This window comes from Streptomyces acidiscabies (assembly GCF_020010905.1).
Lineage (GTDB): Bacteria > Actinomycetota > Actinomycetes > Streptomycetales > Streptomycetaceae > Streptomyces > Streptomyces acidiscabies.
The window spans coordinates 345,890-368,079 of the sequence record NZ_JAGJBY010000001.1; the positions used below are offsets into that span (position 1 = coordinate 345,890).

Genomic DNA, 22,190 nt, shown 5'->3' on the forward strand with positions numbered 1-22,190 from the left:
ATCCATGGAGGCCCGACGCCGCACGGAGATCAGCGGCATCCGTGGGGAACCCGTCGCCACATGGGGATCAGCAGCATCCGTAGAGGACCCGTCGCGCACGGGGATCAGCTTCGGCCGTGCAGGCAGCGACCCCCTCGCAGAGCTAGGCGGCGCCCCCTCGCAAAGCTCGGCCTCTCCCCCGTACAGAGCCCGCCCCGCTCGTACGAAGCCCGCCCTCTCGCGCGAAGTCCAGCCCGCCCACTCGGAGTTCGCCCCTTCCCGCACTCTGCACCTACACCTACACCGCTGGAGCCAGGGCGCACACGTCCAGGGTTCGCCCCCCTCCCGCACTCAACACCGGGACGACCCACACCGCCCTCGACGCGGCCGAGGCTCGCCTCCCCTCCCGCATTCAGCCCCCCTCGCACAGAGCCCGGCACCCCCGTATGCGGTTCAGCCCCGCCGGCGCAGGGCGATGTTCACGAGCAGTGCGCGGTGGTCCGTGCCCGGCAGGTCGAGGAAACGGGCTTGCGACGCCGAGAAGTCGTCGCTCAGCAGGACGTGGTCGATCTGGGCTCCGAACGTGGGGGTAGTACTTGAGGGCCAGCTCGGCTCGTGGCTCTTTCCGGTGAGGCGGGCGGCGTCGTGGAGGCCCGTGCCGAGGATGCGGCGGAAGGCGGCGTGGTCCTGGGAGGCGTTGAAGTCCCCCGCGAGTACCACGGGTCCGGCCTGCCGGGCGGCCCACGCCTCGATGCGGCCCAACTCCCTCTTCCACAGGTCAACTTGACCGGGCAGCGGCGGTTTCGGGTGGGCGAGCTGGAGGCGTACGGCGGTCCCGTCGACGTCGGCCACCGCGCCCGGCATACCCATCTCGGCGGGGATCGTCGCGGCCGGGGTGAGGGGGTAACGGCTGAGGATGACCGACCCTACCGAGGTATCACCCTCGATGGCCTGGCGGTACGGGTAGGGGGCGGCGAGTTCGCGGCGCAGGGTGGCCTGACAGCCGTACTCGCACTCCTGGACGAAGACAATGTCGGGGCTCGCACGGCGTACGGCCCTCAGCAGGGCGTCGGTGGCCCAGCCGAACTCGACGTTGGAAGTCAGCACCTTCAGGCGGGCGGCGACCGGGCCGCCGGGTTCGCGAGCGGTGCCGTACGGCTGGAGGAACCAGGCCAGCGAGCCGAGGACGACGGCGGCCCAGAGCAGTCCCGGCCACCAGCGGACGAGCAGGGAGAGGAGGGCGGCGGCAGTCACGGGTGCGAGCAACCACGGGAGGAACGCGAGGAGTTGGGGCACCGGGGTGACCGCGTCGACGTCCGCGACCCGGCAGCCGACGACCACGCTCACCCCGGCCAGCACCAGGCCCGCGCACCAGGCGCCGACCACCCTCCCCCAGGGCCGTACGGCCGGGTCAGCGGAACTCCCGGACGACCTCGATGCGTCCGACGATGTGCTCGTTGAACTCATCCAGCTCCTCCGCGGGCACCCACAGCTCCAGAATGGTCTCCCCACCAGCCTGCCGCACGGGATACCGCGCCAAGAACGCGCTCTCCACCTCGAACCGCGTCACGTACCCCACCCCGCACGCGGGTACGTTCCAGTCCCGCGCGATCCGCACGGCGTAGTCCTCATTGAGTACGGGATAGAAGATCGGCTGCTCCACCAGCCGAGGCGGCCACGCCGTCCACCCGCTCGCCTCGACCAACGCGAGTTCCTCGGGACCGGTGGGACGCCAGAGGGTGGTGGTGGGGGTCGTAGTACTCATGAGTGACGACCGTAGTCGTACCCCTATGGGGTGAGCGAGGCGGTTTCCGTAGCTCTGAGGTTGCTCAGACCCTCTTGACCAGGTCAGGCACGGGGAACGAATGTTCGCATCATGACCAGGACGAAGGTATGGGGGACGGCCGCCTCGGTGGCCGCGTTGGCGCTCGCCGGTTGCAGCGCGGGAGGCGCCTCGCAGCCCGCGGAACGGCCGACGGCGAGTGCGGCGGCCGTGCGACCGGCCGAGACCGGAACCAGGCGAGCGGCTGTGGTCGGGGTACCCGAGTTGGAGGGTATGACGGTTGCGGCCAAAGGAGCCGTACAGACCGGCAACGCGGAGTACCCGCTCCCCGGTGGCATGCGCGCGGGCGGCACACTCGCCGTCGCCTTCGAGTGCGAAGGCGTGGGGCGGCTCGTCATCGATGTGGTGCCCGGTGGCGCCACTTTCTCCGTTCCGTGCGAAAAGGGAAAAGTGACGCCGTTCATGAACGAGGTTCCGGTGTACCAGGACGCCCCCGCCGGGATGCTGCGGTTCTCGGCGGGGACGGGGGTCACCTGGGCGTTCGCGGCCGGGTGGGACAAGTCCAGCCACGCACAAGACAGTTAGACGCCGATGTCGCGGCCGTCCTTGCGCCAGACCGAGACGACCGAGGGGCGGACGATCTTGCCGGGGCCGTCGGGCCAGGTGGAGGCCGGCTTCTCGACCGAGGCGCCGTCGATCTCGCCGGGGTGCTGGACGGAGACGAGGACGCGGCGGTCCTGGATGAGCGGGCCGCAGGTCTCCGCGCCGGTCGGCACCGTGAGGAACTGCTTCAGCTCACCCCGGCGCGAGCCCTTGGTCGCGACGCCGAACAGGCCGTCGTGGGAACCGAGTTGGTTGCCGTCGGTGGAGATCCACAGGTTGCCGTGCGGGTCGAACGCCACGTTGTCCGGGCAGGAGATGGGGCTGACAGCGGACTTGGGGAAGCCGGCGAAGTAGGTGTTCGGGTCGTTCGGGTCACCCGCGACGAGGAACAGCGACCAGCCGAACTTCAGCGACTCGGGACGGCTCCGGTGCTCGGTCAACTCCAGTACGTGGCCGTGCTTGTTGGCGTTGCGCGGGTTCGCTTCGTCCGCCTTCGCGTTCGAACCGACGCCGCGGTTCGAGTTGTTGGTGAGCGCGACGTACACCTTGCCGGTGACCGGGGAGGGTTCGATGTCCTCGGGCCGGTCCATCTTCGTCGCGCCGGCCTTGTCCCCGGCGAGCCGCGTGAAGACGAACACCTCCTCGGCGGTCATGCCCTCGACGTGCGAGACGGCGCCCTTCGCGGTCGCCGTCGCGAGCGGGATCCACTCGCCGCTGCCGTCGAACTCCCCGTCGGCGGGCAGCTTTCCGGTCCCGTCGATCTCGATCGCGGGCGAGTCACCGGTCAACTTCGCGACGTACAGCGTGCCTTCGTCGAGCAGCGAGAGGTTGTGCTCGCGCACGGCCCGCGACGAACCCCGCTTCATCTTCTTGCTGCCGACGAACTTGTAGAAGTAGTCGAAGCGTTCGTCGTCACCGGAGTAGATCACCGGACGCCCGTCGGCGGTGAGCCGGACGGTCGCGGCCTCGTGCTTGAAGCGGCCGAGCGCGGTGTGCTTGCGCGGCGTGGAGGAGGGGTCGTACGGGTCGAACTCGACGACGTACCCGAACCGGTGGACCTCGTTGGGCTCCTGCGCGACGTCGAACCGCTTGTCGAAGCGTTCCCACTTGCGCTCGGTGGCGCCGGTGCCGATGCCGTACCGCTTGTCGGTCGCGCGCGAGGAGTTCGCGAAGTACTGGTTGAAGTTCTCCTCGCCGTGCAGCGTAGTACCCCAGGGTGTCGTACCTCCGGAGCAGTTGTTCAGCGTCCCGTACACCTTGCGGCCGGTCAGGTCGGCGGAGGTCTTCAGCAGGTCGGACCCGGCGGCGGGCCCGGTCAGCCGGAACTCGGTGGTCGCGGTGACCCGCCGGTTGAGGTGGTGACGGGGTACGGCGGTGAGCTTGCCGGTCCTGCGGTCCTCCTGGACGACGACGGCGGCGAGGCCGTGCGCGGCCCAGGCGACCTCGACCTGCTGACGCGTCGGGTTCGCCGGGTCGTAGCCGCGGAACATGAGGATCTCGTCGGTGTACTCGTGGTTGGCGACGAGGAGTTGGCGGTCGCACTCGCCCGGCAGGGGGAGGAGGGCGAGGAAGTCGTTGTTGTACCCGAACTGGCCCGCCTGCGCGGCGGCCGTCTGGTTCTCCGGGTCGAACGCGGGGGCGCCCTTCACGATGGGCTCGCCCCAGCGGACGACGACGTTCTGCTCGTAGCCCTCGGGTATGACGACCGCGTCGGTGAGGTTCGGGGCGACCGCGCCGTACCGGAGGCCCCGGGCGGCCTGCTCGGACGGCTGGCCGTAGCTCCCGGGTACTACCGGTTTAGCCCCCAGGGTCGAGGCGTCGGCCGACGGCGCGTTCGTGACCGTGGCCGCGCCCGCCGCTGCGGCGACGGTGACCACGGCGGCGGCCCGCACCATCGCGCGGCGGCTGAGCGCACCGGCGATCACGTCGCCGACGTACGCGTTGTCGCTGGTGTTGGGCACCTCGTGGAAGCAGGCGTCACCACACCGGAAACGACAGGTCATGGCGGATCGGCCGCCCGGATGGGAACCGGTCTGCGTGGTGATGATCGGCAGCAGCTTGCGCACTTTGCTCTCCCCTTGCGTGCCCTTGGTGTCAGCGTGACGCTAGGGGGGCCTCCGTGCGGGAGCGGGGCTGGTGAGTGAACGGTGGATGAACGGGTGGGGGACTCGCGGGGTGTTGTCGGGCTATGCGGTGAACGCCCTTGTGGAGATGCGGAGTTGGCCGGTTTATGTTGTCGCCGGTCGGTGGCGGGTGTTTGACACCTGGCCCCTTGTCCCGCTCACCCCTGCCCAAGATCGCCATGTGGGGCCGCTAACCTTACGTGTCCGTCCTGGCCAGGGATTGACGGGCTTCAACTCACGTGAAGGGTTGCGCACATGGGTATTCTCACTCTCCTGCGAAACGCGTTCGGCAGGTCACGCAAGGAGCGTGCCGCCGAAGCAGAGGGTGCGGACCAGGTCCCTTCCCAGCAGGAGCCTGCGGCGCAGAGCCCGGCTGAGGCGCCCGCGCCGACACCCGCTGTTTCACCGGCCGCCGCGCCTTCGCCCGTCCCCGAGCCTCGCCAGTCCGACTCGTCCGAGCACGATCTGGTCTCGGCGGCGTTCGACAATGTGAAGGTCCCGGCACCGACGCAGTCCCCGGAGGGGGTTGCGGAGGGCGAGATTGAGACGGCGGGCGGTTCGGCGGAGGTCGCGGCTGAGGTTGAGGCCAAGGCCGGAACCGATACCGACGCTGACGTCGCAGCTCCGGCTGAGGCCGAGTCCGTCGTGGGAGCTACGGGTACTACGGGTACCGCTGAGGTATCGGAGGCGGACGACGCCGGTGCTACCTCTGTCGTAGGGGGTGTAGAGGTCCCCGAGAAAGCCGAGGCGGACGACGTGCCTGCGGCCGAGGTCGCGGAGGCGCCGGAGGCCGAGGCTGAGGTCGGGTCCGTCGAGACGCCGGCCGTCGCGGAAGCCGAGGTCGAGGCCGAGGTCACCGAAACGCCGGTCGCCGAGGAGCCCGCCGCCGAAGCGGAGGTCGTGGACGCGGCGCAGGTCGAGGAGAAGGCCGAGCCCGAATCGGCAGAACCCATGCAGGCGCCGGACACCGAGTCGACGCCGGAACCGGCTGCGGAAGCAGAGCCCTCCCCCACGGAGATCCCGGCACCCCCCGTAGTACCGGTACTCCCCACGACCGCCCCCGAGGAGCCCGCCGCCGAGGCCGACGCCCCGGCCACCGACGCCGAGCCCTCCACCTCCCCGGCCCTCGTCGTGGACGCCTCCACCCCCGAGCCCACCGCTCCCGAGGCCCAGCCGGAACCGTCGACCCCCGCGTCCGACAACACCGAGGCCCCGGCCGCCGAGGCGGAGCCCGAAGCGCCCCCGACCGAGGCCACGGCTGAGACCTCCGAGGCAGAGGACCAGGCCACCCCCGCCGAGGAGCCGTCCGCCGCGCCCGGGGCAGAGACCCCCGCTACCTCCGAGGTAGACCCCGCCGAGGCTCAGGCCCCTGAGACCTCCGAGGAAGCCGCCACCGAGGCAGAGGCCCCCGAGGCCGCTCCCACCGAGACCGTCGCCGAAACCCCGGCCCCCGAAGCGACACCGGAACCCACCGACGGCGTAACTCCCGAGACCAAGCCCCTCACCCCCGAGCCCGCCGCCGAGGCCCCCGAAGCAGAGGCCCCCGCCTCCGCCGAAGTCGCCCCCGAGCCCACCGAGGAACCGGCCGCCGAAACCGAAGCCGCCTCCCCGGCCCTCGCTGAAGCCGCCCCCGAGGAGCCCACCACCGAGGCCGACGCCCCCGCCGAACCGGCCGCCGAAGCCGAGCCCACCCTCACCCCGGCCGCCGACCTCGAAGCCGACGCCCCCACCGCCTCCCCCACCATCCCCCCACACCTCACCACCGCCCACACCTCCGCCGCCCTAACCCTCGCCCACCTGGGCCTCACCACCGCCCGAGCCACCACCTACCTCGTCCTCGACCGCTCCGCATCGATGCGCCCCTTCTACAAGGACGGCTCCGCGCAGGCCCTCGCCGATCAGACCCTCGCGCTGGCCGCGCACCTCTCCCCCGCCGACCCGACCGTCCACGTCGTGTTCTTCTCGACCGAGGTCGACGGAACCACGGACCTCGCGCTGGCGGACAAGGACGCGAACACGAGAGTGGACGACGTGCACGCGGGCCTGGGCCGCATGGGCCGTACGACGTACCACGCGGCGGTCGAGGCGATCACGAAGCACCTCGACGCGTCGGCGGACCCGGACGCCCCGGCGCTGGTGGTGTTCCAGACGGACGGCGCCCCGGACGCGAAGACCCCGGCGACGCAGTCCCTGACGGAGGCGGCGAAGACCCACCCCCGCCTCTTCTTCTCGTTCGTCGCGTTCGGCGAGCACGAGAACAAGGCGTTCGACTACCTCCGCAAGCTGAAGACGGACAACACGTCCTTCTTCCACGCGGGTCCTACCCCCAAGGGACTCACGGACGACGAGCTGTACGAGGGCGTCCTGAAGAACTGGCGCCCGTAATACCCGTAGCTCCGTCATACCCGTAGTACTTCGGATGCCGTCCGCGCTCCCCCGGGAAAAAAGGGGGCGCGGGCGGCATACACACGTCGGCTACGATTTCAAGAATCCTGAGAACCAAAACCGACCTGGGAGCAGCCCCCGATGGCTCGACACCTCATCACCAGCGCCCTTCCGTACATCAACGGAATCAAGCACCTGGGCAACATGGTGGGGTCGATGCTCCCGGCGGACGTCTACTCCCGCTACCTGCGCCAGCGCGGCCACGACGTCCTCTACATCTGCGCGACGGACGAGCACGGCACCCCCGCCGAACTCGCCGCGAAGGAGCGGGGCCTCCCGGTCGACGAGTTCTGCGCGCAGGCGCACGACGCGCAGAAGGCCGTGTACGACGGCTTCGCGCTCGCCTTCGACTACTTCGGCCGCAGCTCCAGCGAGCAGAACGTCGAGATCACCCAGCACTTCGCGCGGAAACTTCATGAGAACGGTTTCATCGAGGAGCGTGCGATCCGCCAGGTCTACTCCCCGGCGGACGGCCGCTTCCTCCCGGACCGGTACGTCGAGGGCACCTGCCCGCACTGCGGGTACGACAAGGCGCGCGGCGACCAGTGCGAGAACTGCACGCGCGTCCTCGACCCGACCGACCTGATCAACCCGCGCAGCGCGATCTCCGGCTCGACGGACCTCGAAGTCCGGGAGACCAAGCACCTGTTCCTCCTCCAGTCGAAGCTCCAGCGCGAGGTCGAGGAGTGGGTCGCGGCGCACGAGGAGGAGTGGCCGCACCTCTCCTCGTCGATCGCCCGCAAGTGGCTCACCGAGGGTCTGCACGACCGCGCGATCACCCGCGACCTCGACTGGGGCGTGCCCGTCCCGGCCGACACCTGGCCCGAACTCGCCGCCGACGGCAAGGTGTTCTACGTCTGGTTCGACGCGCCGATCGAGTACATCGCCGCGACGAAGGAGTGGTCCGACCAGGACCCGGCGAACCGGGACTGGAAGTCGTGGTGGTACGAGTCTCAAGACACCGTCCGCTACACGGAGTTCATGGCGAAGGACAACGTCCCCTTCCACACGGTGATGTTCCCGGCGACCGAACTCGGCGTCCGTGAACCGTGGAAGATGGTCGACTACGTCAAGTCCTTCAACTGGCTGACGTATTACGGCGGGAAGTTCTCGACTTCCCAGAAGCGCGGGGTCTTTACCGACCAGGCGCTCAGCATCCTCCCCGCCGACTACTGGCGGTACTTCCTCATCGCCAACGCGCCCGAGTCGGACGACTCCTCGTTCACCTGGGAGCACTTCACGGCGACCGTGAACAAGGATCTCGCCGACACGCTCGGCAACTTCGTCAACCGCGTCCTGTCCTTCTCGAAGAAGCGGTTCGGCGACGAGGTCCCGGCGGGCGGCGAGGCGGGCGAGCCCGAGGCGCGGCTCGGCGAGGAGATCGCCCGGCTGCTCGCGGAGTACGAGGAGCACATGGACGCGCTCCAGTTCCGCAAGGCCGCGTCCGCGCTGCGCGCCCTGTGGTCGGCCGGCAACTCCTACCTGGAGGAGAAGGCGCCCTGGCTGGAGATCAAGACCAGCCCCGAGGGCGCGGCGCTGACCCTCCGTACGGCGATGAACCTCATCCACCTGTACTCGGTGGTCTCGGAGCCCTTCATCCCGGCGACGTCGAAGACGATGCGCGAGTCCTTCGCCCTCGCCGACGACACGGCGGCCTGGATCACCCCGGACGCGGCGAAGTCCCTCACCGCCGTCCCGGCCGGTACCCCCTTCACCGTCCCGCCGGTCCTGTTCGCGAAGCTGACGGACGAGGACCTGGAGACGTACAAGGAGCGGTTCGGCGGGCAGCCGGCGTAATACTCCGGAGCTACGTACGAGAGGTGGCCGGTCGGCCCCGGGGGAACACCCGGGGCCGACCGGCCACCTTCGTTGCGCGGCCTCCGTGTCCCTCCACCCGGTGGCCGCGCGACCGGCCGGAGCCGGTGGCTCCGAGGTACTACACGGGGACTACTTGAGGGTGTCCGCGCCGGTCGTGGAGGCGAGGGCCGTGGGGAGGTTCCTGGCGGTGGATTCGAGTCCTGCCGTCAGCGTCGGGGTCCAGTTCACCGTCGCCTTCACGTCCTTGGACGCCGCCGCGTTGTAGAGGGACACCAGATCCGTGGAGGCGCCGTTGACGAGGTTGCCGGTGCTCTTGACCGAGCCGGTGCCGTCGCTGGAGAGGAGCTTGGAGAGCTTGGTGCCCGCCGGGACCTTCCAGTAGTTGTTCTCGGCGACGACCTGCGCCTTGGCGCGCGCGTTGATGCTGTACTGCGGGGTGTAGCCGTTCAGCGTGGTGATGTCGTAGTAGTTGTTGTAGATGTGCACCTGCCCGAGGCGCGCGAGCGGCGCCCGCTGGACGACCCCCTTCCACACGTTGTGGTGGATGGAGACCCGCAGCTTCCCGGTGCTGTCGGTGTCGCTGGCCCCGATGAGCATCGTCTTGTCGTGGCAGGTGAAGACGTTGCGGGAGACGGTGACGAGGTCGGAGCCCTTGGTGATGTCGAGCGCCCCGTCGTGGATCTGGTACTCCCGCCCGTAGTACTTGGGGTTGACCCCGTCGAAGTGCGGCGCGTCGGTGAACGTGTTGTGGTCCGCCCATACGTGAGTGGCACCCCGGAGGGTCACCGAGTCGTACTGGCTGTTCCAGTTGCCGGTGCTGCCGTCGGTGGGGTCCCACTGCGGGAAGCAGTCCTCGGTCGCCGACAGCGTCAGGTTGCGGACGACGACGTTGTCGACGTTCTGGATCTGGAGGCTCCCCCCGGTGATCCCGGCCCTGGACCCCGGCACGCCCACGATCGACGTGTTCGCGGGCACCTTGAACACGATGTTCTTGGCCTGCTTGACCTGCGCCGAGGCCCGCGCCTTCTCCTGCGTCCCGGACGGCAGCTTCTTACGTCCGTAGGTGGAGGGGTCGTACGCCTTCAGGTACGACGCCAGCGAGTACCCCGTACCTGAGGCGTACTCCGCGCAGGTGAGCTTCTTGCCCGCGTCGTTCGTGTTCGCGTCGATGGTGCCCTTGATCTTGATGATCCGGGGCGTCCTGTCCGCCGCCGACCCCAGCGCCTTCACGAGCTGCGCGCGGGTGGAGACGGTGAAGGTGTGCGCGGCGTCGGCCTTCGCCCCGCCCGTGGTCCCGCTCCCGTACGACGCCCAGCCGTCCTTCGCTGCCAGCGTCTGGTGGTACAGGTCCGCCGCCCCGGCGTTCGCGTTCAGCACGAACACCCCGGCCCCGACCCCGGCGGCCACGACTGCGGCGGACACCATGAGGGTGCGGCGCTTGCGAACTGACCGGCGGTGAGAGGAAGTTGCCACGAAGGAAGTCCTTACGGGTCTGCTGTGCAGCGGGTGCGCTGCTGCTTACGACCCGTCAGTGGGCGCCGGGTGAAGGAAGGTTGCCGCACGACCAGACTTTTTCCGCACGGCCCTCACAGACGCCTCCAGCCCCTCCGGAGAAACCTCGCCCCACCCACCCCACGCGAACGCCGCGCCCCTCTGCGAGTACGTCAGACAGAGCCCGCCGCCAGCGCGCGCAGCACAGCCGCGAGGCTCCCGGGGTCACGCCGCGCGATGTTGTGGCCGACAGGAATCTCGTGCACCCGCCAGCCCGGCTCCCCCCGCAGCCGTTCGGTCAGATCCGTGAACGGGCTGCCCGGCCAGGCACCACCACTGATGTACGTCCCGCCGCGCGGCCCGCCTCCCAGCCCGACCGCCTGGACGAAGCTCGGCAGCGGGTGCGGTCGCGCGCGGGGGTCGAGCCCTTCGGGTACGGCGACCCACCGGCCGTCGGCGCGGACGCCGGCGATGAACAGTTCCCGGAAGTCGTCGCTGGTCAGGGACCAGCACGAGTCCCCGTCGGCCGGGACGTACGCGTCGATGTAGACGACCTGGTCGAGCCGGTCGCCGAGCCGGTCCGCGACTCCGGCGATCACCATACCGCCGTAACTGTGCCCGCACAGCGCGACGGGCTTCCCGTCGCCGCGTTCGACGATCTCGGCGACCTGGGCGATATGGGCGTCGAGGTTCGGCGGCCGGTCCACGTCGGCCGGGCCGTCCGGCTCCAGCCCCGCCAGGGTCACGGCCTCGACCTGATGGCCGTCCCGCCTCAACTCGTCGGCCACGGCGTCGAATGCCCACCCGCCCTGCCAACCACCCGGCACCATCACGTACTTCATCGCGTCATCGTAGGCCGGGAGGGCGTCCGGCTTCATGACGCTCAGTCAACAAGCCTCATCAGACAGCGAGTTCGGCTCCACATCAAAGCCAAGAACACGGCCCCTTCCGCACCGTCGCGCGAAAGGGGCCGCCGTACTCACGATCCGTACGTCGATCAGGTCGCCGCCCCGGTCAGCCGGTGCCCTCGTTCGTCGTGTCCGGGTCGACCCCCATCGTGAGGGAGGCGACGACGCCCCTGACGATGTTGCTCTTGCTGTACTTCAGCTTGAGCAGGCCGCCGGTCGTGCCGCTCTGGTCGTAGATGGTGTCCTCCGTGAGGGTGGTCCGGGTCGCCGTACTCGTGGAGTACGGCTCGACGGCCTCTGTCAGAACCACCGTGTCCTCGTCGAAGAAGAGCTGCCCGGTGTGACAGGTGGTGCCGCCCTCGTACCCGGCGTCGGTCCACTCGCCGTTGACGTGCACCTTGGTGTGGATGTGGACGCAGCGGCCCTGGTACCAGCCGGGGAAGACGGTCCTGAAGGTGACGTTGCCGTTCCGGTCCGTACGCCACGTACCCCTCAGGTAGCGGGTGTCGCTGGTCGGCTCCTCGTGCCCGCCGCCACCGCCACCGCCGCCGCCTCCGCCGGACGGGGGCTCACCCGTCGGGGTACCGCTGGGGACGTCCGTCGGAGTCCCGCTCGGCGGAGTCCCACCCCCGCCGCCTCCACCGCCCTGCGAGAACGACTCGTACCCGGAGTACAGCCCGAGCGCGTCGCAATGCCAGACGTCGACCGCCGCGTTCGGCACCGGCTTGCAGGTCTCGGAGTCGATCACCTTGAGCTGGAGGGTCAGCGGGATGCCCGCCTTGTCCTCGGTGATGTCCTGGCGGAGCTTGTCGGCGTCGATGTAGTAGGGGCCCTCGGTGGTCTCGGAGGTGAGCTTGTAGCAGACCGTCCCGGCGGAGGCGGAGGCCGACGCGGTGACCTTCTTGCCGCTCGCACCAGTGCCCGCACCCGTCCCCTTGCCCGGCTCGCCGGCGCTCGCGCTCACCGCCAGCACACTCGCGCCCCCGACCGCGGCGACGGCGGCGCCACCCGCGACGACGACCTTACGGCGCGTCAAGTTCCTTCTGTGCCTGGGGCCTTGAACCTTCTCGGTGCTCTCGTTTCCCGTCATGGCAAGGAAGGTAGGTAAGAAGCCTGTCACCACCGTGGGCTCCGGCTGTACGTAAGCAACGAGTAGGGGGCCGGAGATCGCCATGATCCCCGGCCCCCTACTCAGGTACTACCCGGTGACTACTTCGGCTGCGGCTTCCTGATGTTCAGGTGCAGCTCCCGCAGCCGCGACTCCTCCAGCTCCGTAGGCGCACCCATCATCAGGTCCTGGGCGTTGCCGTTGAGCGGGAAGGAGATGGTCTCGCGGATGTTGGGCTCGTCGGCCAGCAGCATGACGATGCGGTCGACACCCGGGGCGATGCCACCGTGCGGCGGGGCGCCGAACCGCAGCGCGCGCAGCATGCCCGCGAACTCGCGCTCGACGGTCTCGGCGTCGTACCCGGCGATGTTGAACGCCTTCAGCATGATGTCCGGCTCGTGGTTCCGGATCGCGCCGGACGACAGCTCGACGCCGTTGCAGACGATGTCGTACTGCCAGGCCAGGATGTCCAGCGGGTCCTGGTTCTCCAGCGCGTCCATCCCGCCCTGCGGCATGGAGAACGGGTTGTGCGAGAAGTCGATCTTGCCGGTCTCCTCGTCCTTCTCGTACATCGGGAAGTCGACGATCCAGCAGAACCGGAAGACGCCCTCCTCGAAGTGCCCGGCGCGCTTGGCGGCCTCGACGCGGACCGCGCCCATGATCTTGGAGACCTCGTCGAACTCACCGGCGCCGAAGAACACGGCGTGCCCGGCGGCGAGCGAGAGCCGCTTGGTCAGCTCGGCGACGTTCTCCTCGGTGAGGAACTTCGCGATCGGGCCGGACAGCGAGCCGTCCTCACCGACGCGCACCCAGGCGAGACCCTTCGCACCCTGCGAGATCGCGTACTCGCCGAGCTGGTCGAAGAACTTCCGCGACTGGGCGGAGACGTCCGGCACAGGCAGCGCGCGTACGTGCTTCCCGGCGAACGCCTTGAACTCGGAGCCCTCGAAAATGTCGGTGATGTCGACGAGTTCGAGCTGGGCGCGCAGGTCCGGCTTGTCGGAGCCGTACTTGAGCATCGACTCGCGGAACGGGATGCGCGGGAACGGCGAGGTGACCTCCCGGCCGCCGCCGAACTCGGTGAACAGCTCGGTCATGAGCTTCTCGATCGGCTGGAAGACGTCCTCCTGCTCGACGAAGCTCATCTCGACGTCGAGCTGGTAGAACTCGCCGGGCGAGCGGTCGGCGCGGGCGTCCTCGTCGCGGAAACACGGCGCGATCTGGAAGTACCGGTCGAACCCGGAGATCATCAGCAGCTGCTTGAACTGCTGCGGCGCCTGCGGGAGCGCGTAGAAGCGGCCCGCGTGCAGCCGGGAGGGGACCACGAAGTCGCGCGCGCCCTCGGGGGAGGTCGCGGTGAGGATCGGGGTGGCCATCTCGTTGAACCCGAGGGCGACCATCTTGTGCCGGATCGCCGAGATCACGGCCGTACGCAGCATGATGTTGCGGTGCATGCGCTCGCGGCGCAGGTCGAGGAAGCGGTACTCCAGGCGGCGCTCCTCGTTGACGCCGTCCTCGGCGTTGATGGTGAAGGGGAGCGGCTGGGCGGCGCCGAGGAGTTCGACCTCGGCGACCTCGACCTCGATCTCGCCGGTGGGGAGGTCGGCGTTCACGTTCTCTGTTCCACGTGAAACAACGCGGCCGTCGACGCGGACGGTCGACTCCTTGCTGACCTTGTCGAGGGCGTCGTACGCGGGGGTGCCGGGCCGGGCGACGAGCTGCGTGATGCCGTAGTGGTCGCGCAGATCGATGAAGAGGATGCCGCCCAGGTCGCGCCGATTGTGCAGCCAGCCGCTCAGCCGGACGTCGGCACCGACGTCAGAGGCGCGGAGCTGGCCGCAGGTGTGGGACCTGTACCGATGCATCTTCGTTCATCGTCCTTACGTGGATTTCGGTCACGCGTGTTGCGATCCTCGGTCGCCTCAAGGGTACCGGCCGCCTTGAAACCACCCTTCCGAATAAGGGCGGGCGGACGGCGGTCGTACGACAACACTGGCGTCCTGGCCGAAAATCTTCTTAAAGTAGGGCAATGCGCACTGGTGAGCCCCTGCCCGCGGTGGAGCAGGTCCTCGCCGCTCTCTCGACCGGCGTCTGGCACTGGTCCACGGCGTCCGGCCTCGTCACCCTCGACGCCGAGGCGGCCCGGCTGCTCGGGCTGCCCGCCGAAGAAACGGTTCTCACCGAGGCCCGGACCCGGGCCCGGCTGCACCCCGTCGACTGGAACGAGATCACCGGCGTCATCCAGCTCGCCGTCGCCGAGCGGACGCTCGCGGAGGTCCGGATCCGGATCATGGACGACCAGGGGCGGGTCGTCCGGGTCGTACGCAGCCGCTCGAAGCCGTCGTTCGATCCGGTGAAGCGCGCGTACGAACTGATCGGCACCCTCCAGGAGGTGACCGAACCGGCGCCGGGCACCCCGGCGGGGCGGCGTGCGGTGACCGGGGACTGGCGGCGCTCGCGGGAGGCCTTCCTGCTGGACGCGGGGCGCGCGCTGGCGGAGGCGCGGTCTACCTCTGAAGTACTACGGGTAGCAGCCGGGCTGTCGATGCCGGGGTTCACCCCCGACGGGCTGGCCGTCTTCGGGGTGGAGGGCGACCGGCTGACGGTGATCGGGCACCACGGGCAGCAGCCCGGCGAGGAGGCGCCCTTCACGCACCTCTCGGTGCAGACGGACTATCCCGCTGCGGAGGTAGTACGTACGGGGCGCGCGGTATACCTCTCCTCCCCCGAGAAGTACCAGGAGCGCTACCCCCTCACCTGGCCCCTCGCGGCCCACTTCGGCCGCCGGTCCTGGGCCTTCCTCCCGCTGACCGTCGCCGGGCGGACGATGGGTGCGTGGATGGCCGCGTTCACCTACCCCGTCGCCTTCACCCCGGACGAGCGCTCGGTCCTGACGACCGTCGCCCGCATGCTGGCACAGGCCCTGAGCAGGGCGGGAGCCGCCGAGACCCAGCGCGAACTGACCGACGGCCTCCAGCGCTCGATGCTGCCGACGCTGGGCGAGATACCCGGCATGACCCTGGCCGCGCGCTACATCCCGACCGGGGGTGGCCTTCAGGTAGGGGGTGACTGGTACGACATGATCCCGCTGCCGCGCGGCGGGTTCGCGCTGGTCATCGGGGATGTCCAGGGCCACGACGTACGCGCCGCGGGCCTGATGGGCCAGCTGCGGATAGCTCTCAGGGCCTACGCCTCCGAGGGGCACCGGCCCGACGCGGTCCTCTCCCGGGCGTCCCGTTTCTTCTACGGCCTCACCCATACGGACGACTCCCCGCGCTTCGCGACCTGCTTCTACGTCGAGGTCGACCCGGAGACCGGCGTCCTGGAGACGGCCCGCGCCGGCCACCTCGACCCGGCGGTCCGCATGTCCGACGGCACGGTCCTGCTCCGCTCCACGGCGGGCGGCCTCCCTCTCGGGATCGACCCGGACACCGACTACCCCACGTCCCGGCTCACCCTGGACCCCGGCGAGACGCTGATGCTGTGCACGGACGGGTTGCTGGAGACCGGCGGGCACGACCTCGACACGGGGTGGAAGCGGATCAGGGAGACCCTGGAGTCGTACCCGGGGACACTGGAAGGACTAGCCGACGCCTTGGTCCAGACGGTCCTCGGCCCCTCCTCCCACCACACGATCGGCCCCCTCGCCGACCGCCGCGAGGACGACATCGCCCTCCTGCTCCTCTCCCGCACGCCCGCAGGCCCCGCCGTACGCACGCTCCCTCGCCGTACGCTCCTGACGATCGCCCAGTCCGAACCGGAACGCGTCGCCGAGGCCCGCCACCAACTCCGCGACCTCCTCCACGACTGGCCCTCCCCGGACCAGCTCGACTCCGCGGTCCTCCTGCTCTCCGAACTCCTCACGAACGTCCTCGTCCACACCGACGCGGACGCCCTCCTCCTGGCAGAAATCACCGGCCCCCCTGGCACGCGACGCCTCCGCGTAGAGGTCACCGACACGAGCGACGACCTGCCCCACAAACGCCGGCCCGGTGAACTGGCGTCGTCGGGGCGGGGGTTGGTGCTGATGGATCTCCTTGCGGATGGGTGGGGGGTGGATCCGAGGGGGGAGGGGAAGAGCATCTGGTTCGAGCTGTTCGAGGCGGGGTGAGCGGGGCGGGTCCGAGGCGCCGCCGCGTCGTAGCACTCGGGAGCCACAGGTACTACGGCTCCACCGCCGCCGACCGTCGTCCGGCCTACCTCGCAAGGACGACCCCGCCCGGCGAAGTGCCGTACGGGGCCGCCCTGTTGGCGTCTGGTCAGATGCCGTTCTCCGTCATCCCGTGGATCACGTCGTCCGCCACAGGTCCCACGCCGACGACGAGGACACAGTCCGGGCAGGCGTAGAGGGTGACGCCGGGGCCGCTCGCGCGCTCGATGTAGCGGCACGGGATCGCCGCAGCGCTCCACCGTTCACAGCGGCAGCACGCGGCACCGAAGGGGGCGGAGAGTGTGCCGGTCAGTCCGTCGTGGTTCATACGTTCACCCCTGCCGCGGTGAACGCTTCGGGACCGAAAGGGGCATCAGGGTAGATGTACGGGTAGTCGATGCCCATCGTGGCGAGCGTGAGCGCGTGGCGCCGTTCCCGCTGTCGGTGGAGTTCGAGTGTGTCCGCGTCTTGTTGCCGGAACCGTGCGGCGGCCTCCTCTTTCGTGGCGCTGGTCCACGGGCGGGACCAGGGGGAGGCGGGGATGACGTCCGGGGTGGCCTCGGTGATCTGCGGTTGCACCGTGAGGAATTCGGCGCTGTGACGCCCGGGGCGTCGGCGGGGGGTGAGGACGGCGAGCACCCAGGTGAGGGCGCGGGCGATAGCATCGCGCATACGTCAGTCAGCTCCCTAAAGCTGTCTTGGCGAGCCCCGGGTGGACCGCTTAGGACCGGTCCACCCGGGGTGTTTCTGTTCGTTCTGAGACGACGATAGAGCAACTCCTCTAAGTCATCTACCCATACAGCAGATCTACTGATCTAAGTCGCCATGGGGTGACCCGTTGTCTACGCTTTCGCCATGCCCGAGCGACCGCAGCCCTCGTACACGCCCCGTGCCCCGTACCTACGGGTGCTTGACGCGCTCGCAGCGGAGATCCAGAACGGGACGTACGGGCCGGGAGACCGCATCCCGAGTGACGCCGAACTGTCCGAGCGTTTCGGAGTCGCGCGCATGACTGCCCGGCGGGCCGTGGGGGTGCTCAGGGAACGCGGGCTGGTCTTCACCGAGTGGGGGAAAGGCACGTTCGTCATCGACCCTGCGAAGCCGGACAAAGCTGATTAGCTCTCGCCCTTGAGTCTGAGGATGCGCAGCCGCAGCTCGGTGAAGGCGGTGCATTGCAGCGGCATGGTCGGCCGTGATCCTCGTTCGTCCGTGTCGTAGGGGAAGAGAGCCCCGCTCGCATGCCATGGGGCACACGGGCGGGGCGGCTCGGGGGTCAGACGGGCAGGCGCCATAACTGTTTGTTTTCGGGGGAGTCGAGCCAGAGGGTGTGTCCCTCGTAGGTGACGGTGAGCCCGAACCGGTCCCATGGCGGGCGGTCCTGGGCGAGGTACCAGGACCACCAGCGTTCCACGGTGTCCCAGACGCCGGTGTCCCCGCCTTCGCGGACGTACGGCCCGGCGCCGGGGACGTACACGCTCTCGGCCCAGTCGCCATCGGGCATCACGAGCCGGCGCATGACGGTCGAGGGCGAGTCGTCGTCCGTGCCGTACTGGAGCTGCGCGCCGGGAAGGTGCACGGCGAGCAGGAACGTGAAGTGGTAGTCGTCGAACGCATCCACCGGTACGTCGGTCGGGCGCCCTTCCGCGGAGACCTCGGCCACGGGGGGATCGGCTTGGGGTGTCTTCCCTCTGGCGGCCATGTAGGAGCCGCCGTCCGCGTGGAAGCGGCCTTCAAGGCTGCCGTCCTCCTTGGCATCCAGGACAGCAAGTCCGCCGCTCATGGGCGGGAACAGGTTGACGATCAGACGTCCACCGGGGGCGACAGCCGCCCGCAGCGTCTCGGTCACCTCGGGCAGCGCACAGGTGACGATCACTTTGGCGAACGTCCGTCCCCAGTCGTGCGTACGGATGTCCGTCGTCACGACCTCGGGTGTGTGCCCGAGCGACGCGAGTGCCCGGCGCGCGGAGTCCGTCAGGTCGGGGTCGATGTCCGCCGAGACGAGTTGTGCGCTGTCGTGGAGCCGGTGCAGGAGGAGAGCGGCTTGGTAGCCGGTGCCCGTACCCGCGTCCAACACCTCGTCGGTCGGGGTGAGTTCGGCGGCTTCCAGCATCCGGGCCGTGAGACTCGGCTGTGTGCTGGACGACGTGGGCACCCCGGTGAAGAACCCGTCACCGGCTTCCCTGATCGGCTGAAGCCGTGTGACGAGTGTGTTGTTGTCGTAGATCGGCCAGAGCCAAGCGTGACCATGCTCAACGGTGAGCTTCTGCCACCTGGTCGGGACACCGCCCCGGGAAAGGAAATACTCGGGGACGAACGCATGCCGGGGTGTTTCCGCGAACGCCTTATGCCAGTGGCCGGAAGGCACGGCGCCCATTTCTCTGAGCTGATCGGCAAGTTTCCGAGTCCGGAAATTATCTGTCACAGGTGACACCACCTCTCAAGAGTTCGGCTGATGTATTCGGCGATCCGGGCGCCTTGCGCTTCGAGCCAGGCCCATTGTCCGGACGGATTGGCCTCCAGGAAGACCCATTCACCGCCAGGGCGCACCACGAAATCGAAAGCCGCGTACTCAAGTCCCAGACGAGCGGTGTAGACGGTCACCCCGAACGCGACTTCTGCCGGTGTTTCGATCGGGCTGTATTTCAGCGAGTCGTAATCCGCCCGCCAGTCGACACGGGAAATGTCGCTCCCCGCATCGATCCTGACAGCCCGGCAGGTTCCCCCGATGTAGGTCAGGCGCACCTCGTACGCCTTGGGTACGCGCTCTTGGAACAGGTGCGCGGTGGTCTCCACGCCGTCCAGCGTTTCCAACGAGACCTCTCGGGTGTACATCGACTCGGTACCAGCCGAGTGCGTGATGTACGGACTGCCGAGAGGCTTGGTGATCAGCGGGGTTCCGATCTCCGCAGCGAATTCACGGACCGCCGCACTGTCACTCGTGATCAGCGTGCGCGGTGTACTGAGCCCTGACATGTGGGCGGTGCGGAGCTGTACGGGTTTGAACTCTGCCGCGGAAGCTTTGGCCGGATGGTTCAGGTAGGGAACGGGAAGGCTGGTGAGAACTCCGCCGAATCCGATCCGTGCGGCTCCTCGCGCCCAGTGGGCGTCAGCTTCGGAGAGATCCGGGAACTCGAACAAGCGAGGCCGGTTCCAGAAGACGGCCCCGACGTCGGACAGTTCGACGCGACGATGGGGTGTTTCGAGAGACCCCGCCCACTCCCCATCACCGAGAGTTGCCCGGACCGAGATTTCGCCTGGAAACTCTCGGGTGTCGAAGCGGAACACCGGGACACCGGCCGTGAACAGCCGTTCCACGACGAGGTCGGTCCCCGCGTCGTAAGGGCTGTCCACGACCAGAACGGTTTTCGTCACTCGAATACCCCAGGGTCGCCACCCTCGTCACTCGGCGGAGGGTTCTTGGGGTCACCATCAGGGTTGGTCTTCTTCGAGGTCGCCATGGACGTCAACGGCGATCCGTCCGCGAAGCGGGCGGTCTGTGTCTCCGGGTCGTAGACAGGCGCCGAGAGAACCGCGCCGTCGGACCGGGGATGCAACCGCGCGTCCTTGATCGCGTACGGCCGCAGCCCCTTCGGCGCGACAGCCACCGGGGCGTCTCCCTGAAGGGGGAGCGAGGCAACGAGCTGCACGAGGTCCTCCGTTCTCTGAGATCGGGACTTGCTTTCGTTGGGCTTGCTGCTGTTCTGGCGGTGCGACCCGCCCGGCCGCCTCGCTTCACGGGATGCGGGGCAGCCGGACGGGAGTTCATGCGGTCAGGCGGCGGGTTCGCCGCGCGTGAGGATCGGGATGCGGTGGCCGTTCTTGAGCGCCGTCAGGGCTTCTCGGATACGGCGTTCCTGGTAGGTCTCGACGTGTACGTCGAGGTCGTCCAGGGGAACCCACTTGAGCGCCGACAGTTCGCGAGCCGCACTGTCGGGTACGGCCACGGCGTCCGCTTCCTCCGGGGTCACCGTTCCGCCGTCCACGACGATGTTGTAACCCTCAGCGGTTTCACTGCTCGCGGGCATGTAGTCGATGACGAGGGCGTGGCTGATCTCGCGGACCAGGCCGGTTTCCTCGGCGAGTTCACGCGCCGCCGCATCCGCCGGTGCCTCCCCCTCCTGAGCGCCACCGCCGGGAAGTTGCCACTTCCCCGACTTGTAGGCGGGCTGCACCAGAAGTACGCGGTCGTCCTGGTCCAGGACCAGGCTGACGGCGCCGATCCTGCGGCGGGGTGGGCTGGACATGCTGACGTCCCTGTGAGTCATACCGTTGACCCCCGCCGTCACTCGTGATCGGTGGAGGCCGAGCCGTCGCCCTCGTCCGGGACGTCCAGGGGGAGGTACTGGCCCCCGACGGCTTCCAGCGTGATCGTCTTGCTCATGGGCGCGTGCTCCTTGTGTACTTGAGGTGTGGCCCCGGTCGGCCGTCAGCCGCCATGCAGAAAGCCGATCGGGGTTGGTCCCGCCCCCTGCCCCAGAGCGAGAGTTCATGGGGCAGGGGGCGGAGTCTTCGGTGCGGCCGACTACGAGGGCTGCACGTGGGTTCCGCCGTTGTCGAGTGCCGGTCGCACTCGCCGGCCAAAAGGCGCGGCAGGCGAGTACTTGTGGCGGATGAGCATCAGACGAACAACCGAGCGCGTCGATGCTTTCCGCGATGGTTCGGCCCGCCCTGATCGGAAGGGGAAGAGTCGTGCCGCCGTCGGCACGACTCTTGTGACCAGGGCGGGGGCTCAGGGGGAAGGCTTACTGCCGGTGCTTGGAGCGACTGCGTGAACAGCACGTACCGGCACCCTGCAACGCTGTCTTCCACTACCGCCGTGAGCGGAACCCCCGCTTTGAGAAGCTCTTGCGCTTCACCGTGCGGCATGAAGTAAGCAGCCCACCAACGGAGTTCACCAGCAGGATCACCGCCGGATACGTACGGGCGGAACGCCCCAGGAGGAGCCCAGCCAACCGACGAGGGGTCGGGGTCCACTCGTTCGGCAAGGCGAAGAGCCTGCCGATGCAGCCAGCGCATCGCGAGGACTGGGGAGATCGTTTGGGATGTGTCGAAGACGAAAGGCGCCACGTCGTTCGTGCCGCGCACACGACCCTCAGCGCGCGCAACACACACATAGCTTTCAGGCAAGGGGAGTTGATGCCTCACGCGATCTCACCCCGACTCCGCGCGTTCGCCTTCCCCACTTCAGCCCGCAACCTCTGTTCCGCCGTGACCGGCCGTACGTCACCGGGCTCCACGTCCCACTCGACCCCACCCTTCACCGGCCGCAGCGCCCACCTCCCCGCCCACTCACCCCTGAACTTCCCTACCTGATCCCGCGTCACATCCATGAGGAGCGCCCCCACTTCCGGCACAGGCCGCGAGGGGTCGGGAGCGTTCATTCCGCTGCCTCCGTTCAGTTCGTTGCTCGGCGAGGTTGCTGCCAGGCTCTGAGAGACGGTCATGACTCCGCCTCCACACGCGCGGTGTGCGGGTGCTCAGTGATCGTTTCGTTAGCGAACCGGACCCCCAGCGGCCCGGCCAAGGCGCGCGCTCTGTTCCGGAACCGGTCAGCGGCTTCACAGACGGCGCACCCCTCAACCGGAACGGGTTCGAGATCAGACGGGAGAGCCATTCCAACCCTTTCCGAGTCTCGGTGGCTGTCTTGTCCCAGCCGCCAGAACGCCCGCGAGTCGACGAGCGCTTCCAGCTCAGCCACGGCAGCTATCGGGATCGTTGTCAGGGATCTGTTCATGGTTCGCGACCGCGCCCCTCTGCCGATCCGCTACGGCTGTCAAGCCTG

At 68.9% G+C, this 22,190-nt stretch carries 20 protein-coding genes; 5 read left to right on the plus strand and 15 right to left on the minus strand.

What is annotated here, in order from left to right:
• Positions 1–432: 432 nt before the first annotated feature.
• On the minus strand, positions 433–1,446 hold the full coding sequence (locus tag J8M50_RS01535) for an endonuclease/exonuclease/phosphatase family protein (protein WP_078480511.1): 1,014 nt from the start codon (positions 1,444–1,446) through the stop codon (positions 433–435).
• Positions 1,391–1,744, minus strand: coding sequence for a hypothetical protein (locus J8M50_RS01540; RefSeq protein WP_010351684.1), 354 nt, complete (start codon positions 1,742–1,744; stop codon positions 1,391–1,393). Before J8M50_RS01540 ends, J8M50_RS01535 begins: the two co-directional genes overlap by 56 nt.
• 111 nt (positions 1,745–1,855) lie before the next feature.
• Between J8M50_RS01540 and J8M50_RS01545 the strand changes: the two genes are divergently transcribed.
• Positions 1,856–2,347 (plus strand): hypothetical protein, encoded by a 492-nt coding sequence (locus tag J8M50_RS01545; RefSeq protein WP_141655546.1) that lies wholly within the window; start codon positions 1,856–1,858, stop codon positions 2,345–2,347.
• Here J8M50_RS01545 and J8M50_RS01550 read toward each other — a convergent pair.
• On the minus strand, positions 2,344–4,431 hold the full coding sequence (locus J8M50_RS01550) for a PhoX family protein (protein ID WP_010351686.1): 2,088 nt from the start codon (positions 4,429–4,431) through the stop codon (positions 2,344–2,346). The genes J8M50_RS01545 and J8M50_RS01550 overlap by 4 nt on opposite strands.
• 312 nt (positions 4,432–4,743) lie before the next feature.
• Here J8M50_RS01550 and J8M50_RS01555 point away from each other — a divergent pair, with 312 nt between their 5' ends.
• Positions 4,744–6,873 carry a VWA domain-containing protein gene (locus J8M50_RS01555; protein WP_010351687.1) on the plus strand — a complete coding sequence of 710 codons (2,130 nt, stop codon included), beginning with the start codon at positions 4,744–4,746 and terminating at the stop codon, positions 6,871–6,873.
• A 141-nt stretch (positions 6,874–7,014) separates the two neighbouring features.
• Positions 7,015–8,730 carry a methionine--tRNA ligase gene (metG, locus tag J8M50_RS01560; protein ID WP_010351688.1) on the plus strand — a complete coding sequence of 572 codons (1,716 nt, stop codon included), beginning with the start codon at positions 7,015–7,017 and terminating at the stop codon, positions 8,728–8,730.
• Between the two features lie 150 nt (positions 8,731–8,880).
• Here metG and J8M50_RS01565 read toward each other — a convergent pair whose 3' ends face one another.
• The 4 genes from J8M50_RS01565 to aspS form a co-directional block, all read right to left on the minus strand.
• Positions 8,881–10,224, minus strand: coding sequence for a pectate lyase family protein (locus tag J8M50_RS01565; RefSeq protein ID WP_029183565.1), 1,344 nt, complete (start codon positions 10,222–10,224; stop codon positions 8,881–8,883).
• A gap of 191 nt (positions 10,225–10,415) precedes the next feature.
• Positions 10,416–11,084, minus strand: coding sequence for an alpha/beta fold hydrolase (locus tag J8M50_RS01570; RefSeq protein WP_040835684.1), 669 nt, complete (start codon positions 11,082–11,084; stop codon positions 10,416–10,418).
• Between the two features lie 172 nt (positions 11,085–11,256).
• On the minus strand, positions 11,257–12,240 hold the full coding sequence (locus J8M50_RS01575) for an intradiol ring-cleavage dioxygenase (protein ID WP_029183566.1): 984 nt from the start codon (positions 12,238–12,240) through the stop codon (positions 11,257–11,259).
• Positions 12,241–12,359: 119 nt separating this feature from the next.
• Positions 12,360–14,123, minus strand: a complete 1,764-nt coding sequence (gene aspS / locus J8M50_RS01580) for an aspartate--tRNA ligase (RefSeq protein WP_010351692.1) — start codon at positions 14,121–14,123, stop codon at positions 12,360–12,362.
• Between the two features lie 164 nt (positions 14,124–14,287).
• Between aspS and J8M50_RS01585 the strand changes: the two genes are divergently transcribed.
• Positions 14,288–16,369 (plus strand): ATP-binding SpoIIE family protein phosphatase, encoded by a 2,082-nt coding sequence (locus J8M50_RS01585; protein ID WP_010351693.1) that lies wholly within the window; start codon positions 14,288–14,290, stop codon positions 16,367–16,369.
• Between the two features lie 148 nt (positions 16,370–16,517).
• Here J8M50_RS01585 and J8M50_RS01590 read toward each other — a convergent pair whose 3' ends face one another.
• Both J8M50_RS01590 and J8M50_RS01595 read right to left on the minus strand, forming a co-directional pair.
• Positions 16,518–16,736 (minus strand): hypothetical protein, encoded by a 219-nt coding sequence (locus J8M50_RS01590; protein ID WP_010351694.1) that lies wholly within the window; start codon positions 16,734–16,736, stop codon positions 16,518–16,520.
• On the minus strand, positions 16,733–17,080 hold the full coding sequence (locus tag J8M50_RS01595; protein ID WP_010351695.1) for a hypothetical protein: 348 nt from the start codon (positions 17,078–17,080) through the stop codon (positions 16,733–16,735). The genes J8M50_RS01590 and J8M50_RS01595 overlap by 4 nt, the downstream gene beginning before the upstream one ends.
• Before the next feature lie 183 nt (positions 17,081–17,263).
• Between J8M50_RS01595 and J8M50_RS01600 the strand changes: the two genes are divergently transcribed.
• Positions 17,264–17,527: a GntR family transcriptional regulator gene (locus J8M50_RS01600; RefSeq protein WP_010351696.1), complete on the plus strand. Its 264-nt coding sequence runs from the start codon at positions 17,264–17,266 to the stop codon at positions 17,525–17,527.
• Positions 17,528–17,681: 154 nt separating this feature from the next.
• Here the strand turns inward: J8M50_RS01600 and J8M50_RS01605 are convergent, their stop codons facing one another.
• The 6 genes from J8M50_RS01605 to J8M50_RS01630 form a co-directional block, all read right to left on the minus strand.
• Positions 17,682–18,782, minus strand: a complete 1,101-nt coding sequence (locus J8M50_RS01605) for a methyltransferase domain-containing protein (protein ID WP_059045182.1) — start codon at positions 18,780–18,782, stop codon at positions 17,682–17,684.
• Positions 18,783–18,826: 44 nt separating this feature from the next.
• The gene (locus J8M50_RS01610; RefSeq protein ID WP_223786139.1) at positions 18,827–19,759 is read right to left on the minus strand and encodes an MvdC/MvdD family ATP grasp protein; all 933 of its coding nucleotides are present in this window, start codon (positions 19,757–19,759) and stop codon (positions 18,827–18,829) included.
• Positions 19,760–19,776: 17 nt separating this feature from the next.
• Positions 19,777–20,013: a putative ATP-grasp-modified RiPP gene (tgmA, locus tag J8M50_RS01615; RefSeq protein ID WP_010351699.1), complete on the minus strand. Its 237-nt coding sequence runs from the start codon at positions 20,011–20,013 to the stop codon at positions 19,777–19,779.
• A 165-nt stretch (positions 20,014–20,178) separates the two neighbouring features.
• On the minus strand, positions 20,179–20,652 hold the full coding sequence (locus J8M50_RS01620) for an NUDIX domain-containing protein (RefSeq protein ID WP_010351700.1): 474 nt from the start codon (positions 20,650–20,652) through the stop codon (positions 20,179–20,181).
• An 897-nt stretch (positions 20,653–21,549) separates the two neighbouring features.
• Positions 21,550–21,852, minus strand: coding sequence for a hypothetical protein (locus tag J8M50_RS01625; RefSeq protein WP_306044418.1), 303 nt, complete (start codon positions 21,850–21,852; stop codon positions 21,550–21,552).
• On the minus strand, positions 21,849–22,142 hold the full coding sequence (locus tag J8M50_RS01630) for a hypothetical protein (RefSeq protein WP_141655547.1): 294 nt from the start codon (positions 22,140–22,142) through the stop codon (positions 21,849–21,851). Before J8M50_RS01630 ends, J8M50_RS01625 begins: the two co-directional genes overlap by 4 nt.
• Positions 22,143–22,190: the final 48 nt, after the last annotated feature.